This is a genomic window from Pectobacterium parmentieri, assembly GCF_001742145.1.
GTDB classification, from domain to species: domain Bacteria; phylum Pseudomonadota; class Gammaproteobacteria; order Enterobacterales; family Enterobacteriaceae; genus Pectobacterium; species Pectobacterium parmentieri.
This window is the reverse complement of sequence record NZ_CP015749.1, coordinates 3,903,119-3,918,711: the sequence shown is the minus strand read 5'-3', so window position 1 is coordinate 3,918,711 and position 15,593 is coordinate 3,903,119. Positions and strand designations below refer to the sequence as shown.

General features: G+C 51.1%; 12 protein-coding genes. 7 read left to right on the top strand and 5 right to left on the bottom strand.

The genetic code is table 11. The features are described 5' to 3' along the window. Position 1: 1 nt before the first annotated feature. The 3 genes from A8F97_RS17780 to A8F97_RS17770 all read left to right on the top strand — a co-directional run bounded on the left by A8F97_RS17780 (position 2) and on the right by A8F97_RS17770 (position 2,974). Positions 2-1,075 (top strand): sn-glycerol-3-phosphate import ATP-binding protein UgpC, encoded by a 1,074-nt coding sequence (locus A8F97_RS17780; RefSeq protein ID WP_033072354.1) that lies wholly within the window; start codon positions 2-4, stop codon positions 1,073-1,075. Next, positions 1,075-1,824 carry a glycerophosphodiester phosphodiesterase gene (gene ugpQ / locus A8F97_RS17775; protein ID WP_033072353.1) on the top strand — a complete coding sequence of 250 codons (750 nt, stop codon included), beginning with the start codon at positions 1,075-1,077 and terminating at the stop codon, positions 1,822-1,824. The genes A8F97_RS17780 and ugpQ overlap by 1 nt, the downstream gene beginning before the upstream one ends. A gap of 193 nt (positions 1,825-2,017) precedes the next feature. Continuing rightward, a complete protein-coding gene (locus tag A8F97_RS17770) occupies positions 2,018-2,974 on the top strand; it encodes an AEC family transporter (protein ID WP_012821968.1) in 957 nt (318 codons plus the stop codon). Positions 2,975-2,987: 13 nt separating this feature from the next. On the opposite strand, the gene A8F97_RS17765 is transcribed toward A8F97_RS17770, so the two are convergent. Further along, the gene (locus A8F97_RS17765) at positions 2,988-3,284 is read right to left on the bottom strand and encodes a hypothetical protein (RefSeq protein ID WP_025919976.1); all 297 of its coding nucleotides are present in this window, start codon (positions 3,282-3,284) and stop codon (positions 2,988-2,990) included. Positions 3,285-3,603: 319 nt separating this feature from the next. Here A8F97_RS17765 and A8F97_RS17760 point away from each other — a divergent pair, with 319 nt between their 5' ends. Continuing rightward, positions 3,604-4,068 (top strand): tRNA (cytidine(34)-2'-O)-methyltransferase, encoded by a 465-nt coding sequence (locus A8F97_RS17760; RefSeq protein ID WP_012821970.1) that lies wholly within the window; start codon positions 3,604-3,606, stop codon positions 4,066-4,068. Between the two features lie 31 nt (positions 4,069-4,099). On the opposite strand, the gene A8F97_RS17755 is transcribed toward A8F97_RS17760, so the two are convergent. From A8F97_RS17755 to cpxR, 4 genes are all read right to left on the bottom strand, one after another. Beyond that, entirely contained in the window at positions 4,100-4,909 is an 810-nt protein-coding gene (locus A8F97_RS17755) for a DUF3142 domain-containing protein (protein ID WP_012821971.1), read from the bottom strand. Beyond that, complete coding sequence (locus A8F97_RS17750) at positions 4,879-7,053, bottom strand: PA5441 family protein (RefSeq protein WP_012821972.1); 2,175 nt, start codon at positions 7,051-7,053, stop codon at positions 4,879-4,881. Before A8F97_RS17750 ends, A8F97_RS17755 begins: the two co-directional genes overlap by 31 nt. Positions 7,054-7,217: 164 nt before the next feature. After that, positions 7,218-8,588: an envelope stress sensor histidine kinase CpxA gene (gene cpxA, locus A8F97_RS17745; RefSeq protein ID WP_012821973.1), complete on the bottom strand. Its 1,371-nt coding sequence runs from the start codon at positions 8,586-8,588 to the stop codon at positions 7,218-7,220. Next, positions 8,585-9,283, bottom strand: coding sequence for an envelope stress response regulator transcription factor CpxR (gene cpxR, locus A8F97_RS17740; protein WP_005976473.1), 699 nt, complete (start codon positions 9,281-9,283; stop codon positions 8,585-8,587). The genes cpxA and cpxR overlap by 4 nt, the downstream gene beginning before the upstream one ends. 153 nt (positions 9,284-9,436) lie before the next feature. Here cpxR and cpxP point away from each other — a divergent pair, with 153 nt between their 5' ends. The 3 genes from cpxP (at position 9,437) to A8F97_RS17725 (ending at position 15,552) form a co-directional block, all read left to right on the top strand. Next, entirely contained in the window at positions 9,437-9,961 is a 525-nt protein-coding gene (gene cpxP, locus A8F97_RS17735) for a cell-envelope stress modulator CpxP (protein ID WP_033072352.1), read from the top strand. Between the two features lie 662 nt (positions 9,962-10,623). After that, the gene (locus A8F97_RS17730; protein ID WP_033072351.1) at positions 10,624-14,373 is read left to right on the top strand and encodes a DUF4132 domain-containing protein; all 3,750 of its coding nucleotides are present in this window, start codon (positions 10,624-10,626) and stop codon (positions 14,371-14,373) included. A 69-nt stretch (positions 14,374-14,442) separates the two neighbouring features. Continuing rightward, entirely contained in the window at positions 14,443-15,552 is a 1,110-nt protein-coding gene (locus A8F97_RS17725; protein ID WP_033072350.1) for an ATP-binding protein, read from the top strand. The last annotated feature ends 41 nt before the right edge of the window (positions 15,553-15,593 follow it).

The window sequence follows — 15,593 nt, the reverse complement described above, 5'->3', positions numbered from 1 at the left end:
TATGGCATGTTTAAAACTTCAGGCCGTCACCAAGTCGTATGATGGCAAAACACAGATTATCCAGCCCATCGATCTGGACGTCGCGGACGGCGAATTCGTGGTGATGGTGGGGCCGTCGGGCTGTGGTAAATCGACGCTGCTGCGCATGGTAGCAGGCCTCGAACGCACCACCAGCGGCGATATCTACATTGATAACCAGCGGGTCACCGATCTGGAACCAAAAGATCGCGGTATTGCGATGGTGTTCCAGAACTATGCGCTTTATCCGCACATGAATGTGTTCGACAACATGGCTTACGGCCTGAAAATTCGTGGCTTCGGCAAGACGCAGATCCGCGAGCGCGTAGAAGATGCGGCACGCATTCTGGAACTGATGCCGCTGTTGCAACGCAAGCCGCGTGAGTTATCCGGTGGCCAGCGTCAGCGCGTGGCAATGGGGCGGGCGATTGTGCGTGAACCCGCGGTGTTCCTGTTTGACGAGCCGTTGTCGAATCTGGATGCCAAACTGCGCGTACAGATGCGGCTGGAATTGCAACAACTGCATCAGCGCCTGAAAACCACCAGCCTGTATGTCACGCACGATCAGGTTGAGGCGATGACGTTGGCGCAGCGCGTCATTGTGATGAATAAAGGTATCGCTGAACAAATCGGCGCACCGGCTGATATTTATCGTCGTCCCGCATCGCTGTTTGTGGCCAGCTTTATTGGCTCACCGGCCATGAACCTGTGGTCGGGCCGCATTAGTGATGATGGCTGCCGCTTTGAAATCGGCGAAGACATCGCGCTGGCGCTGCCTGAACCGAAGCCGCAATGGCGCGGTAAGGCATTGACGCTGGGGGTACGACCAGAGCATATTCAACTGGCGACACGTGAAACCGGTGGTATCCCGTTACAGATTTCAACACTCGAACTGCTGGGTGCGGACAATTTAGCGCACGGTAAGTGGGGCGGGCAAAACGTGATTGCACGACTCTCTTATGAACACTGTCCCGCCATCGGCTCGACGCTCTGGCTGCATTTGCCGACGTCATCATGGCACCTGTTTGATTCGCAAAGCGGATTACGGATGGAATAATGGAAACAATCTGGCCTTACCCGACAATTGTCGCCCATCGCGGCGGCGGTTCACTGGCACCGGAAAACACGCTGGCGGCGATTGATGTCGGCGCTAGCCTCGGTCACAAGATGATCGAGTTTGACGCCAAGCTGTCGCAGGACGGCCAGATTTTCCTTTTACACGATGACACGCTTGAGCGCACCAGTAACGGCTGGGGTATTGCTGGAGAACTGCCGTGGGACAAACTGGTCGGGCTGGATGTCGGCGGCTGGTACGGTCATAAATTTGTCGGCGAGCGTCTGCCGCTGTTATCAGAAGTGGCAAAACGCTGCGTGCAGTACGGCATGGCGGCCAATATCGAGATTAAACCCACCACCGGATATGAAACCGAAACCGGGCGGGTGATTGCGCTGGCGGCTCGTCAGCTATGGGCCGATCATCCCGCCGCGCCGCTGCTGTCATCATTCTCTATCGACGCCCTGGAAGCAGCACAGCAGGCTGCACCAGAACTGCCGCGTGGATTGTTGCTGGATGAGTGGGAAGAAGAGTGGTTGGCGTTAACACTGCGTCTGGGGTGTGTGTCCATCCACCTGAATCACACACTGCTGACGGCGGAACGTGTCGCGGATCTGAAAGCGGCGGGCTTGCGCATTCTGGTTTATACCGTTAACCAAACCGATCGCGCGCAAACTTTGCTGGATTGGGGCGTTGACTGTATCTGTACTGACCGGATAGATTTAATTGGGGCTAACTTCGCGACCGGCTGAGGTCTGCCTTATACCCGTCATACTTCAAGCTGCTTGTGCGTTGGCTGCCTTTGCTCACCCCAGTCACTTACCTGAGTAAGCTCCTGGGGATTCTCGCAGTTGCCGCCTTCACGCAACTCGAATTATTTAGGGTATATCTCCGTAATAACGGATCCCCTTTCTGACTTGGTGCCGGTAATAAGGAAGTGGCGTCATGCCCGCATTTATTGTTTCGCTTTGGCACCAGATTTTTCTGTCGTTACCCCTCTTTGTTCTGATCGCGCTCGGTTATAGCCTGATTCGCTACGGTAAATGGCCGACCACCGTGACCGACGGCATGACGCGCTTTGTCTTCTCCGTCGCCATGCCCGCGATGCTGTTCCGTCTGATGTCGGATTTCTCCAAACGTCCGGTGGTGGATGCTCGACTGCTGATCGCTTTTTTCGGCGGCTGTCTGCTGGTGTTTGTCCTTGGTCGCATAGTGGCGCGCAAAGTTTTTCATCTCGATGGCGTCTCCGGCTCGCTGTTTGCGCTGAGCGGCATCTTCTCCAACAACGTGATGCTGGGGTTGCCGATTGCCACGCTGATGCTGGGCGAAGAAGCAATCCCGTCCGTGGCGCTGGTGGTGGTGTTTAACGGGCTTATTTTGTGGACGTTGGTGACGGTGTCGGTGGAATGGGCGCGTAACGGCGCGTTGTCGCTACAGGGCTTTACCAAAACCGCGCTGGGCGTGCTGAAGAACCCGCTGATTATCGGCATCCTGTCCGGGACGGTATTCAGCCTGACGGGTTTGCCGCTGCCGTCGTATGTCGATCAGCCGCTTGCCATGCTGGGGCAGATTGCCGCGCCGCTGTCGCTGGTGGCGCTGGGGATGGGGCTGGCGGAATACCGCGTGCGTGACGGTTGGCAGATTAGTACCGCGATTTGTACCATCAAGCTGCTGGTCCAGCCGCTGGTGATCTGGGGGATTGCTGTCGCGCTGGGCCTGCCGGAGATGGAGACGCGGGCGGTCGTGTTGCTGGGGTCGATGGCGGTGGGCGTCAATGTCTATCTGATGTCACGTCAGTTTGATGTACTGGGCGGCCCGGTGGCATCAAGCCTGCTGCTATCAACGGCGATGGCGGCCTTAACCACGCCGTTGATTCTGACGCTGATGGGCGTGCGGTTATAAGGCTACCGTCGCATCAGGGGGTCTGCCGAATGGGCGGTGGCGGTGTGGTTCTCTGTGACCGCTGTAAATCTTTCTGTAGCTGCTGCTGGCGCTGTTGCTGCAATTGCTGGTTACGCTGCTGGAGTTGCTGATTCAGCCGTTGCTGCTGCAATTGTTGGCTCTGCTGCATGCTTTGCTGTAGCTGTTTCTGGCTGCTGATGCCATTTTCAAACTGCTGCTGAGGCGTGGGCGCTTGCGTTGCGTTGGCGCTCGCCAGAAGCGGCAGGCAGAACAGGGCAGCACAGACCAATGCCGTCTTAGGGTGTTTCATTAAACCTCCACACAAGCCTTCGGCCTGTAGATAAGCCATTTGCGGAACGAAAAGGACCACTTTTGTCCGTGAGTTCAAGTGTAATCGCTGCGGATGGAAACGTCGTGTAAAGTAAGATGATGCTGATGACTTAAGCTCATTTTTAGGAGAAATACGAGGATGCGGTTCCCGTAGGGATACCACGCTTCGTGCATCTCGGTTCTTAAGCGATCGACATGGGTGCAGTATCATCCGCATTCCTGTGCGCACAGGTTTTGGGTCACCCCGTTGGAATGCGTTATACTGCGGCGGAATTTTTCTTCGTGGCTGACGTTATCTCATGTTCCATATCGCGCTCTATGAACCGCAAATTGCACCAAACACCGGCAATATCATCCGATTAGCGGCCAACAACGGCTGTACGCTTCATTTGATTGAACCGCTGGGGTTTGATTTTGAAGAGAAGAAACTGCGCCGTGCAGGGCTGGATTACCACGATCTGGCGAAGGTCAGCCGCCATAAGAACTATCAGGATTTTCTGGCTGCGATTCCCGGCCAGCGCATTTTCGCCTGTACTACCAAAGGTAGCCGTCCCTATGACCAGCCGACGTATCAGCCGGGCGATGTACTGCTGTTTGGATCGGAAACATCAGGGTTGCCCGATGCGATTCGCAACGGCTTCGAGTCGGATTTCCGTATCCGCATTCCCATGCAGTCCGATAGCCGCAGCCTGAATCTGTCCAATGCCGTGGCAATCATTAGCTATGAAGCCTGGCGGCAGAATGGTTTCGGCGGGTGCCTGTAGTTATATGTAGCCACAATGTAGCTACATATAGTCACTCAGTCTTACTGCTGCGCGGTGGTGATTTCTTCGCTAGTGGGTTCACCAGAAAGACCACTTCCCCGCGATAATACGGTGAAGTGGCAAGGCGCTGCTGCCACTGTTTTTCCCACTTGCCGTTTTGTACCAGCCCTAGCCGGAACGGCAGGGTCAGCTTCATCAGCGCGGGCAGGTACTCGGCGTAGTTGGTAATGGTGTTGCGTCCCTGATAGGTTTGCACTACCACTTCATCCAGCTTGCCCTGTAAGCGATTCAGTGCGGAGACATCCCCCGTTTTCGACCAGTCGAGCAGCCCCGTGATACTGAGCTGACAATCTTCGGGTAAACGCTCGCGTAATTGTGTTAAGAACGCGACATAGCCCGCAAGTTGATAGCTTTTCGCGTCAAAATCTATCTGAATTCCGACAACCTGATTATCGTGGCGTTGCCACTTTTCCCGTAATGTTAGCATCCGGTTCAGGTGGCGATCGGACAACTCCAGCGTGGTCATACGGAAAGCCAGCCAGACGCGGTTAACGCGCAGTTGGCTGGGCGGAATTCCCTGACGCAGGAAAACGACGTTGCCCTGACGGCGGGCGACCTCTCCCTGATGCAGATACAGCGTCTGTGCCTGATGCAGAATTGGTTGTGGCCGCACGGCGGCCCATAGCCAAAAATCCTGATAACGCGTCGCGTCGACGGTGGCGTTCGCCGCGTTGACGGTTGAAGGTGCAGCGTTAATGGGGGCGGCCTGCGTACAAAACGAGAGTAGGCAGGCCAGCACGATTGACGGCGTTACCAGTAATAATCGAGCTTGTCTGCCCACACGCTGCCTTTGTATTTGGTTTTCAGTTGAGTAAACCAGGCTTTGCGGGTTGCCTTGCTGATTTCCTGTGGGCCACAGTCGTTATAGCCACTCGGCGCATAGCAGTAGACCGCGCGATACAGGGCGTAGGTTTTGTCTTCCGGTGGCGCTTTCGGATCGGCGATCACCTTCATATAACCATCCAGACGGTTATATTCGGCACCGACGAATTGCGTTGGCGCGTTGGTGAGTCCGCTCAACATACTGCCTTCACCCCAATCGAAGCCCACACTGTTATTAGTACGCAGGAAGAATTCGCCGAGGCAGTTAGTCGCACGGGCGTCATTGGGGCGCTGGTTCAGCGTTGCGACTACGCTATCCAGTGCCGAGCATTGATAGTCTTCCTCGGTGTCGCTGCCGTCCCAATCAAAGGCCGTTAAATCTTCCTGATTCCAGCTTTGATTTTCGCTGCTGACCAGCGGTGCGATGTCTTTTCGCAACTGAACATCTTTGAGATAGCTGGCGTAATCACCGTGGGTTAGTGATTTGGTTAACAGCGTATGCAGCGCGATAGCCCGCTCTTCATGGCTCTGCTGTGGGCCTGTTTGCTGACGGAGCAAATCGGCGTTGGCGCTAATCTTCAGCACGGCGGAACGGAAACGCAGGTTTTTCACCGGGCTATCGGCAGCAAAGACGCGCTCCGGGTGGCCCGCTTTAACCAGCGTTTCTGCCAGCGCTAATTGCAGGAACTGATTTTGGGTATACCCCATTTTTTGCGTTAACAGTTGACGCCAGTGTGCTTCCGCCTGATCCCAGCGTTCCAGACGCACCAGCGCTCGGCCGCGTAATACTTGCAGGCTGAAACGCACAGTATCAGTGAGATCGTTCGCTTGTGTCATGGGAACGCTGTTAACTACGGCTGCGTAATCTTTTTGAGTATAAAACAACTGGGCGGCCTGAAGGTAGCTGAACGCTTCCTGCATATTACCTTGCTCAAACAGCGGTTTCTGCGTAGCCAACTCGTCGGCGGATAAGGTGGGTAATGCCAGCCAGCCTTCGTCTGAACGCAAGCGTTTGAGATCTTGCACCATCGTCAACGGCGCGCTGCCTGGTGCGCTGGTGAACTGCCTATTTTCCAGCAGCTTGTTGTCGATCTCATCGCTCAATTCAAGAAGGGTTTCGATATCGGCGGTGTTGTCCAGCTCATGTTGGTACGTTTTCGCTAAGGCATCCATATCGTTCATGATCCAGTAAGCGCGGCGATATAGCCCGTTAGCGGAATCGATGTATTGCCCCTCTGGATACTGTTTCAGATAATCATCAATACGCTTAACGGCCAGTTGCGCCGTGTCTTTATCGGCTTTACTGGCGTCGAACATGTTGTACTCATCTAACGCGTTTTCCATGGCTTTATTAATTGCCACGCGAATCAACATGTAGCGCGAGGTTTCCGCTACCCACGGCTGTGACGAAGACGTTAACGCCTGAAAGCCGTTTTCTGCCTCATCAAAGTGGCCCTGATAAAACGCCAGTGCCGCAAACAGATATTGCATGAGCGCGCCAGCATGTCCTTCGTCCGGCAGGCTGACAAGACCCTCGTTCAGCGCCTCTTTGGTATACAGTGGGTTGAGGATATTCACTCGCTGATGTGCCAGCAGCGTGCGCTGTTCCCCGGTGAGCTGTTTGTCTGCCAGCAGGACGTCAAAAAACGCTTCCAATGTGGAGAGCGCATTGGAAATATGCCGTCCTTCATTGTCGTCAGGTGAAAACGTGGAGACGGTGCCCTGAACGGACAAAGGAAGATTCAGTTGCTTCGCTTTGTTGAGCGTCGAGAGGTAAGGGGCATCAGCCGTGACGTCTTCTCCTGCCTCTGATGTCTGAGGCGTTTCCGTCGCCGCAATCCCCATGACTCGATAGGCCGTGAAAGGGTCGATACGTGAACGCGTTTGATCGGGCAAAGGATGAGGTAACGGAAGCGACATGTTGTGGAGGCGGCTTTGCAGCAACATCAGGTTAGCGCGTGTGTCATTGCCCGGCTGCAGATAAGGCAGAGCAGGCATGCCACACTCTGAGTCGGAAAATCCGCAGGCTCCATCGCTGGAACTGAATGCCTGACTGCTCATTAACGCGGTCAGTACGCCAGCCAGCAGCGTTACTCCTTTCATGGTTGGTATCCTTCATTCAACACGGGTCTTACCTGTTTTCGGCATGAGTGGGATCACTCTACGCAATCGTGTAAAAAACTCAATGCTGGGGAGATAAACAGAACGTGGCAGGTGCCCGTGCGGGCACCTGAGAGGATGTAGCGGTAGGAAAGAGGTTGTCTGATTTACCGTTGATGCAACGGCAGCCAGATGATTAAGCGCAATCCACCCAGCGGGCTGTCTTCCGCTTTTACCCACCCTTTGTGTTGTGTAATCGCCGTTTCGACGATGGCGAGTCCCAAACCGCTTCCGCCAGATTCGCGGTCACGCGCTTCATCTGTTCGATAGAAAGGACGGAAAATCTGTTCACGATCTTCCGGGCTAACGCCGGGGCCATCGTCATCCACTTTAATGGTGATGCCCTGATTATCCACCGAGAAGGCGACTTCAATGTGGCTGTGAGAATAACGCAGCGCGTTGCGCACGATATTCTCCAGTGCGCTGTCGAGTGAGGCGGGGTTGCCGAAGAGCATCCACGGCCCTGGAGGGTAAGGGACTTCCAGCGTTTTACCCACCTGCTCGGCTTCAAAGGCGGCATCGTCCAGCACATTGCCCCATAGTTCATCGGCATGCAAGAACTCGCGGGTCAGTTCGTTCTTGTGCTGATTGCGTGACAGCACCAGCAGGTCGTTAATCATGCTGTCGAGCCGCTGGGTTTCCGTCTCGATACGATTTAGCTCATTGCCTTCTCCCTGACGCCGACGCAGCAGCGCCGTTGCCAGTTGCAAGCGCGTCAGCGGTGTGCGCAGCTCGTGAGAGATATCTGACAGCAGACGTTGCTGTGCGGTCACCATCCGTTCCAGCGCACTGACCATCTGGTTAAAGCTGACGCCCGTCGCCTGAAATTCCTGCGGGCCAGATTCCAATTCAGGATGCTGGCGTAAATTACCTTTGGCGACTTCATCGGCGGCGTGCTTGAGTTTACGCGCGGGTTTCGCCAGGCTCCAGGCGAGCCAGAGCAATAGCGGTGAACTGATCAACATAGTGAAAATCAGCAGCAGCAAAGGGCGGTCAAACAGCAGGCTAATGAAATCTGACTGCGGGCTATTGGCAGGACGAATCAGGTAAAGTTGATAGTTGTCATCACCATCCCGGACGGCAAAGGGACCGAGAAGCTCAATGCGGCCGTAATTTTTCTTTTGCGGGTGATCGGCGTTATCCGACAATCCAATAAAATTACGCACGATTGGCGTTTCATGTTTCTCTGCGCCAAAGATCCGTCCTTCGCTGGTGACCAGAAACAGGCGCTGTCCTGGTGGAGCCCACTTCTCCAGCACCCAGAATAGCCGTAGCCACCAGCGCAGATCGTTGGCAGGGGTGTTGGCGAGGTCTGCTTCAATGTGCTGTTCCAGCATGATGCCCTGCCGCTGCTCATTTTCCAGCAAGGCGGTAAGCTGGCGCGAGTCCAGCTTGGGCACCATCAGAACCAGCATGAGTACCAGCGCCAGCGTTAACCAAAAAATGGCAAAGATACGGGCGGTCAAACTATTGATCATGCAGCCGATACCATCAAGTAGCCTCGTCCACGCAGCGTTTTAAACCAGGGTAAACTGTCCTTACGTTCTGGCAATTTACGCCGCAGGTTCGAGATATGCATGTCGATCGCGCGGTCAAACGGCGTCAGCCGTTTCCCCAGAACTTCCTGACTTAAATGCTCGCGCGAAACCACCTGTCCCAGCCGCTGTGCCAGCAGGTAGAGCAGCGTGAATTCGGTGCCCGTTAGATCCAGTACAACATCGTCAAAGCTGGCTTCCTGCCGTCCGGGGTTCAGACGCAGGCCGTCGACTTCCAGCGTCGGTGCGCTGTTATCACCCGCCTGCTGTTGATCGGTCCAGTTGGAGCGTCGGAGGATCGCGCGAATGCGTGCCACCAGCTCCCTGTCGTTAAAGGGCTTCGGTAGATAATCGTCGGCACCCAGCTCCAGGCCAAGAACGCGATCTAATTCACTGCCGCGAGCGGTCAACATGATGACCGGCGTTTGATGCTGTTGCCGTAGTTCTTTTAATGTATCGATACCGTTTTTCTTCGGCATCATCACATCCAGTAATAACAGGTCAATGGTGTTATCGACTATCTGTAACGCCTGCTCGCCGTCGTAGGCGACAACGACGTTAAAACCTTCCATTTCGAGCAACTCTTTCAATAAAGCGGTCAGCTCTTTATCGTCATCAACCAACAGAATTTTATTCATGTTTTCTCTACCTCCAAGGGCAAAATACGACATAGATTAGCGCTATTCCATGACTTTACGTAGTTTTACATCCTCTGACGGATGTTTGCAGCAAGATGCGTAGACTCATGCTCATTGATTCACAAAATGACGTACCGCTCTGGAGAGTTATTGATGCAACAGTTCGCAACCTTATCTCTTGCTTCACTGCTTATGTTAGGCACTTTTACCGCCTCTGCAGCAGAGAATGGGGATGCTCTGGTGAGCGGCTGGCATAGTGATGATTCCGCCGCTAAAGGCGCATCCAGCCAGCAAGGTATGTTCGATGGCGTGAGGCTGACGGAGCAACAGCGCCAGCAAATGCGTGATTTGATGCACCAGAGCCGTCAGGACAAACCGGCGTTTAATACCGACGATGTTAAAGCCATGCATCAGTTGGTGACGGCGGAAACGTTTGATGAAGCGGCAGTGCGAGCGCAGATAACCCGAATGATGAGTGTGCAGATTGAGCGTCAGATTCAGATGACCCGAGTGCGCAACCAAATGTATAACCTGCTGACGCCAGCGCAGAAAGACATTTTAGAGCTGAAGCATAAGCAACGTATGAAAGAGATGCAGCAGCAGATATCCATGTTTAATCAGATGGCCGCGCCACCACCAGGTACGACAAACCATACTGAGACAGATAGTCCCGAGTAGTAGTGTAGTAAGTAGTCTGTAAGCGTAGTGCAGTCCGAGTAGTAAATGTGTAGTAGGTACACACCCTGTTTTTCCTTGCCATAGACACCATCCCTGTCTTTTTGCCCTCCATGATGGAGGGTTTTTTTTTGGGATTTTTTAATGTTGAAAGAAGTCATTTGACTTCAAGTAAACCCTATTTATAACGACTTCAAGAAATGACATCATGGAATTGGCAATACGGGGGAAAATATCCAGTCTACGGAAGAAGCAACGGGAAACGCTGAGCCACATGTTTAAAACGCCAGTACTTTCGGGTATTAAATGATCTGATATTGAATCACTCATCACTGCGTTACTGAATCATTTGGGGAACGACTGACCATCGCAGCCGCTGAGCGAACGTATGAAACAGGCTTAACACTACCCCGATTCGGTGGTTTTTTTATCAGAAAAAGGGTCGAAAAAAGCATACGTTTTCATTTTCATTAATATTGAGATGTTTCCAATTTATTCTATTTTTACCTGAATTTTTGGATAAGAATTAGATTGGCTGGTTTTATTTGCTATAAAAACAAAAATAAGCAAAACTAAATTTTGTAAAAAAACATTAGTTTTCAAATTGAGAATGGGCTAAATTCATGCTAAAAGTATTATTTGTCTATAAATAATTAGGTGCCGTCATGATAAGGAAGTTATTCGATCTTTTCCCCTTTTTTGGCAATAAGGACATCACGCCAACGGAAAAATTGCTGCAAGAATCTCTATTACCGCTTGCAGAGTTTGATAAAACGTTGCCAGAAAAATTGTTCGATTATGTCATGTCAGGCACTGAACCTGAGGTCGTTTATACCTTAAACCAACTGGATGCCGATAAAGCAACGGTACTTTTGGATAAGCCAGGCACGGTTGATTGGTGGTATGTTCAAAATAATAGCTTCAACTCCAATGAATATAATAAAATAATAAGGCAAGCAATAAATTCACGCTATAAGCTTTATTCTGAAGTCGGTAAAGAACTAACCAATGAGCAAATTATACGTTTTGCAAAGGTATTAGCCGCAGTATGCCAAAATAAAAATATAAAAGTTACCACAGGCGAAGTGCCAAACTGGATGATTTATTTGCTGTGTGATGCGCTGTTTACGACGTTAAAAAGCACCTCCAATGAGAGTCTGAAATTAATGCATCGAACGGGTTGGCGTATTCAACTTCTTGCAGACCTGATTGCCAGTGAGCAGGGCCATGATAAGGGCGAATCTATTTTATTTGCTATCTTTGATAGGGCGGAAATATCTGAACATTATATTTCGCAGTTAAATATTTTCTTTGAACTCCCTGATTTGTATGCCTACATCGAAGATCATGCGCAATTTGTTCGCACCACGCTGGTGGAGAAGCTTTCTGCACCCGGGTTGATTCAATTCCTGAAATATTTATCCGAGCGTGAAACGTTGCGTATTTCATTCTCGGATGTCATTGTTAAATTAGCGCTGGAACAACGAAAAACGGTACGCAATGAAGCGGAACCGCTGCTGAATATTCTCCCTGCTAGCGATGTTAAAATGCATCTGAGTGATATCCTGTTTAATGGTACGCCAAAACAGCGATCTCAGGCCGCCGATCTCTTTGCCCGTCAGGGTGAAAATAAAGATATTTTAGAGCATGCGTTGCAGTTGGAAAAAAGTAAGGCAGTGATAAAAAGTATCGAAAGTGCCATTACGCGTTTTGGCGTTGTTGATACGGCAAAAAATATTGAACTTCCTGATTTACCTGAGCTAACGCTGCTTGCCGATACGCCATTGCCTGAAAGTGCAAAAGACATTCTTATCGAAAACTTGGTCGAGATGGTGGAAAAAGCAAAAATAAATGCAGAAAAAGAAATAGAAGAAAATAAATCGAGCAAGCATAAATATAAATGGGCGCAGAATTATTATAATGAAATAAAAGGAATTAGCGCTGATCGCTGCCGTTATTTAGTCGATAGACTTAATTTGGGGAATAATGCGACACCTCTATCTAGTGAAGAGGCTAATGTTATTAAATATAAAAAACGCATTAGCAATCTTCCTGAATTTACCCTTTATCATGCGATGAGAGTTATTTTCGGCAACGAGCATGGTAACGTTAATTTAAGCACCACCCGAATAGAAAATGAAGCGCCAGCTCATGTTCTTGCTGGATTGGAATTACGGCAGATTGAAAGTGTTTTGCAGAAACTGGCATGCCGTGATCCTGCTCGGGAAGTCGCCAAGCTATGTTTAGAATCCTATAACGATGGGTTGAAACTCTTCCCTAAGCCGGAACAGCTTTGGCCTTTTTTCTCTCAATACCCAGAATATATTGCCGAAGCGCTGGGGCTGTTGCCGAATAAGAGCGAAAACAAATATAGACAATTTGAATTAGGCCATGCTTTCGAGTTGCTTGGTAAGTTCCCTACCATCCCCGCACAATTTATTCCCCGAATTATGGAATTGGCATTAGGTGAAAATAAAACGTTCCGCGTGAGTGCGCAGCAATTGCTTGAAAAATTGCCAAATGTGCATGTGAATGCACAGGAAAGTTTGCACTCCGCGAAACAAGAAATCCGTATTACCACGATCGAGTGGCTGGCGCGTATAAAAAATAAAGACAGCATCGCTCCGCTTTATGCATTGTTAAAGAAAGAAAAAAGAGAAACGGTACGTGCCGCTTTGTTGGCGGCATTGGAGCAGTTTGGTGAAGACATTTCGCCTTATTTATCAGAAAAAATACTGCGCGAAGAAGCCTTGAAGGGGTTGAAGGCGAACCCTCCTGCGAGCATGAGCTGGTTTGACTATAGCGTGATACCGCCATTGAAATGGGAAAACGGCAAGGCCGTCGATGCTGACATCATTAAATGGTGGATAATCCTGGCAGTAAAATTAAAAGCGCCTACAGGTAACGCGTTATTACAGCGTTATGTCGGTTCATTAGCTAAAGAGAGCCAGCATAAACTGGGGCATTTTATTTTACACACGTTTATCGCGCAGGATGTAAAAAACCCATCGCTGGAAGATGCGATGTTGGAAGCGCATAAAGAGGCACCAGGACGTTTAAAGAACTATCAATATTATCTTGAACGTTATCCTGAATATTACCAAAAGTATGAGAATTACACGCTGGAGCAGGTGACCGAAGAAATAAAGCATGAAGTCTTGCGGCGCTATTTAGGCTCCGCAATCAGTGAGAAAGGCATGCTGGCGTTGACGAGCCATATTGAAGGCCATGTTGCCGTCTCTGCATTACGAAATTATATGCGCGACCATTATCCGCGTCGTTCACAGATTGAGGCGATGATTTGCGCGGTGGCAGTTAGCGACGATCCGATCATTATCCAACTGTTACTCTCACTGTCACGTCGCTACCGTACTGCAGCGATTCAGGAAAAGGCGCGCGAATTAGTCAAAGAGATTGCCGATCGCAATGGCTGGAGTGCCGATGAGTTGGCTGACCGCACGATCCCCACTGCCGGGATGGATGAAACGGGAACGTTGGTGCTGGAGTACGGCGAGAGGACTTTTACCGCTCGTATGGACAGTAAGCAACGGTTGGTGCTCCTGAACCCAGAAGGGAAAGAAATTAAAGCACTGCCTGCGGCTCGTAAAACGGATAATGAAGAGCAGATAAAAGACGCGAAAAAGCTGTTCTCGTCGAGCAAAAAAGAGTTGAAGCAGATAATTGATCTCCAAACTGCACGTTTGTATGAATCGATGTGTGCCCAGCGCCAATGGTCAAGTGAAGACTGGCAGACTTACATCATGATTCACCCGGTGATGCGCCCGCTGATTGAGCGTTTAGTGTGGCAAGAAATAAAGGATGGGCAGGTGCTCAATACCTTCAGGCCAACGGATGACGGTTGCTTAATTAATCTTGAAGATGATGAGGTTGAATTATCAAGCGGTACGGTGATTCAGCTTGCTCATGCTGCGGTGGTGGATAACGACACGCGTGAAGCCTGGATTGCGCATTTTAACGACTATAAAGTGACATTTTTATTCTCGCAGATGGTGAACACCGTGCCAGAACTCGATCTTAAACAGGTTGAAATTGAGGATAGAAAAGGGTGGCTGACTGATACGTTCACGCTGCGCGGCGTCTTAACCAAGATGGGATATCAGCGTGCGCCAGCGGAAGATGGTGGGTCGTTTGGTCATTATTACAAGCATTTCAGTAGCCTGGATTTGTACGTGAATATTGGATTTAGCGGCAGCTACGTGCCAGAAGAAAACATTCCAGCGGTGTTGTTTGATTTGAGCTTTGAGAAAAATCAGCAAAATTACTGGGATCGCAATAACCTGGCATTGCAGGACGTTCCCCCTATCTTACTGGCAGAAAGCTATGCCGATTATCTGAAAGTCGCACTGGCCTGCTCAGGATACGATGCCGACTGGGAAAGCAAAACGCCTTGGTAATCCGCTTATGGAGCCGGTACGCACTGTGCCGGCTTCGTTCATTATTTTGTGGCGAACAGAGACACGAACATGGAAAAACACCCATCGACGGCCAGCAATGTGCTGCGTCAGCATGCCGAAATTCGCTTTGCGGATGAATTAGCGCGCCTGGCTAAAGCGGACGAAAATAACCCTAAGCCGCAGGGGTGGCTGCGCTCGCCTCGTGCTGTGCGCCAGTTTATTTTAGGTGACGAGACCTTAGGGATCTCTGCGAAGTTTTTTGGCGATAATGCGCTGGTCGATCGCGCAATCGTGACGCTGCTGGGGAAACAGGGATTGATGCTGGTTGGTGAACCCGGAACGGCAAAATCTATGCTGTCTGAGCTGTTTGCAGCGGCTATCTCGGGTGATTCTGGCCTGACGATTCAAGGCACTGCGGGAACAACCGAAGACCATATCAAGTATTCATGGAACTATGCGCTGTTGCTTGCTGAAGGTCCCACCGAGCGGGCGCTGATCGGTTCACCGCTCTATCAGGGGATGATGCAGGGCAGGATTGTTCGTTTTGAGGAAATCACCCGCTGTCCGCCGGAAATACAGGATATTCTGGTTTCGCTGATGTCTGAAAAACAGTTGATGATCCCTGAAATGGGTGATCAAGGGCGGATCAGCGCCAAACCCGGTTTTAACCTGATTGGCACGGCGAACTTGCGCGATCGCGGCGTACACGAAATGTCAGCGGCATTAAAACGGCGCTTTAACTTTGAAACCGTGAGGCCGATTCAAGATCCTGAATTCGAGATCGAGTTGATTCAAACACAGCTTACGCGTGAACTGGGCGAACTGGCTGCGCTTGTCACTGTGCCACCGAGCGTCATTGAACTGCTGGTGACCACATTCCAGGAACTTCGCTCCGGCAATACGCGCGACGGTGGCAGCATCAAAACGCCGGATGCGGTGATGTCGAGTGCGGAAGCCGTCAATATTGCCTATGCCTCCGCGCTTGAGGCGCATTATTTGGGCGATAGCACGCTGAATGCGGGCGCCATCGCACGCCAGATTATCGGCGTGGTGTTAAAAGATAACCCTGATGATGCGAAACGTATGCGCTACTACGTGGATAACGTCGCGCGGGAACGGGCAAAAAGCAGCGACGACTGGAAAGCGTTTTATGATGCCTCACGACTGTTTTGGAAGTAAGGCCGTGGCCTAATGCTGGTCACTTAAGCCTCATAGTAGGA